Origin of the sequence: Streptomyces flavofungini (assembly GCF_041028215.1) — a bacterium.
Lineage (GTDB): Bacteria > Actinomycetota > Actinomycetes > Streptomycetales > Streptomycetaceae > Streptomyces > Streptomyces flavofungini_B.
Genome location: NZ_JASKYR010000960.1, coordinates 1 through 2,697 on the forward strand (window position 1 = coordinate 1; position 2,697 = coordinate 2,697).

General features: G+C 72.0%; 2 protein-coding genes. Both read left to right on the top strand.

All coding sequences use genetic code 11. The features are described 5' to 3' along the window. Positions 1-1,512, top strand: a 1,512-nt coding sequence (locus tag AB8Z36_RS37105) for a non-ribosomal peptide synthetase (RefSeq protein ID WP_369217787.1), incomplete at its 5' end; no start/stop codon positions are given. Continuing rightward, positions 1,509-2,697, top strand: a 1,189-nt coding sequence (locus AB8Z36_RS37110) for a polyketide synthase (RefSeq protein WP_369217788.1), incomplete at its 3' end; no start/stop codon positions are given. The genes AB8Z36_RS37105 and AB8Z36_RS37110, both read left to right, overlap by 4 nt.

A 2,697-nucleotide genomic window follows, 5' to 3' on the forward strand; every position in this document is an offset into this window, starting at 1 on the left:
ATCCTGGAGAGCTTCCCGGACGGTCTGCCCATCGTGACCGACCAGGAGGCCCGCCCCGCGCCCCTGGCCCGCTACCTGCACGCACCGGACATCCTCGCGCCCCTCACCGCACAGGAGGAGGCCGCCGCGCTCGGCGAACCGGCCGACGACCCGGAGAGCCGCGCGTACGTCATCTTCACCTCCGGCTCCACCGGCCGCCCCAAGGGCGTCCAGGTCACCCACCGCAACGTGATGCGTCTGATGCGCGCCACCGAAGACCGGTTCGGCTTCGGCGCGGAGGATACCTGGAGCCTGTTCCACTCCTACGCCTTCGACTTCTCCGTCTGGGAGATCTTCGGGGCGCTGCTGTACGGGGGCAGGCTGGCCATCGTCCCCGAGGACTGCGCCAAGGCCCCCGACCAGTTCCGCGAGTTCCTCATCCGCGAGCGGGTGACGGTCCTCAACCAGACCCCCTCCGCCTTCGGCCAGCTGCTCAAGGTGCTCGACAAGGGCGACGGCGAACGGCTCGCCGTGCGCCACGTCGTCTTCGGCGGGGAGGCGCTGCGGTTCTCCTCCCTGCTCGCCTGGTACGAGGTGATGGGCGAGCGGGCCCAACTGGTGAACATGTACGGCATCACCGAGACGACCGTCCACGTCACCCACCACCCGCTCACCCCGCACGACGCCCGCACGGAGACCCGGTCGGTGATCGGCAGGCCGCTGCCCGACCTCACCGTCACGGTCGTCGACACCGACGGCAACGTCTGCCCGCCCGGGGTGCCCGGCGAGATGCTCGTCGGCGGTGCGGGTGTCACCGCGGGCTACCTCGGCCTGCCCGACCTGAACGCCCAGCGCTTCCCCCGACGCGACGGCCGACGGGTCTACCGCAGCGGCGACCTCGGCGTGGTCCGCCCCGACGGCACCCTCGTCCACCTGGGCAGGATCGACCAGCAGATACAACTGCGCGGTTTCCGCATCGAACTCGGCGAGATCGAGACCGCGCTGCTCACGGTGGACGGCGTCCGCGAGTGCGCCGTCCGGCTCGACGCCCGCGATCCCGACCACCCCCACCTGATCGCCTTCGCGGCCGGGGCGAGCCTGCCGGAGTCCGCCGCCATCGTGCGGGCCCTGCGCGACCGGCTGCCCTCCTACATGGTGCCCACCAAGATCGTCCGCGCCGCCTCGCTTCCGCTGACCATCAACGGCAAGGTCGACGACGCAGCCCTGACCTGGCCGGAACACCCCGCCGCACCGGAGCGGCACGGCGCGGACGGCACACCCGCCGCGACCGGCGGCGACACCGAGGCCGCCATCCGCGCCGTCTGGAGCCAGGTGCTCCCCGGCGCCGAGATCGGCCCCGAGGACAACTTCTTCGACATCGGGGGCTCCTCCCTGCACATCGTCCAGGTCCACCGGCTCCTCCAGGAGCAACTCGACGCGCGGGGCCTGCAAATGATCGAGCTCTACCGACACACCACGGTGCGCCGCCTCGCCGCGCACGTCGACGCCGTACGAGGGGACAGCAGACGATGAAGAAGGACATCCGGTCCACACCCGAAGCCGCGGGTGAGGCGGTGGCGATCGTCGGCATGGCCGGGCGCTTCCCCGGCGCGGCGACGACGGACGAGCTGTGGCACAACCTCCTGGACGGCGTCGAGTCCGTCCGCCGATTCACCGACGAGGAGATGACCGAGGCCGGGGTGACCCCCGAGCAGATCGCCTCGCCCGCCCGGGTGCCGCGGGGCGCGGACCTGGCCGACGCCGACCTCTTCGACGCCGACTTCTTCGGCGTCACCCAGCGGGACGCCCGCCTGATGGACCCCCAGCACCGGGTCTTTCTGACCTGCGCCTGGCAGGCCATGGAGGACGCCGGGCTCACCGCGCGGCACGCGGGCGGGCCCGTGGGCGTCTTCGCCGCCACCAGCATGAGCACCTACCTGCTCGCCAACGTGCTGCGCTCGGCGGAGTACGCCGACGCCGCGCTCACCTACCCCGTCCTGCTCGGCAACGACAAGGACTTCCTGGCCACCCGGGTCTCCTACAAGCTCGACCTGAGCGGACCCAGCATGAGTGTGCAGACGGCCTGCTCCAGCTCGCTCACCGCCGTCCACCTGGCCTGCCGGGCCCTGGCACGCGGGGAGGTGCGGGCCGCGCTCGCGGGCGGCGTGAGCATCACCTTCCCGCAGACCACGGGCTACGCCTACCAAGAAGGCGGCATCCTCTCCCGCGACGGACAGTGCCGCGTCTTCGACGCCCGTTCCGCCGGGACCGTCAAAGGCAACGGCTGCGGCGTCGTCGTCCTCAAACGGCTCACCGACGCCCTGCACGACGGCGACCGCGTCTACGCCGTCATCCGCGGTTCGGCCGTCAACAACGACGGCTCCGACAAGATCGGCTTCACCGCGCCGGGCCCGACGGGCCAGCAAGCGGTCATCCGGGCCGCCCTCGACGCCTCGGGCGTGCCCGCCGCACACATCGGATACGTCGAGACCCACGGCACCGGCACCCCGATGGGCGACCCGCTGGAACTCCAGGCACTCAGCGACGCCCACCGGGAAGCCGGCGGCCCCGCGCCGCGGTGCCGCATCGGCAGCCTCAAGGCCAACGTCGGCCACCTCGACGCGGCGGCCGGAGTGACGGGCCTGATCAAGGCGGCGCTCACGCTCTTCCACCAGCGGGTGCCCCGCCAGATCAACTACGAGGAGCCCAACCCGCACC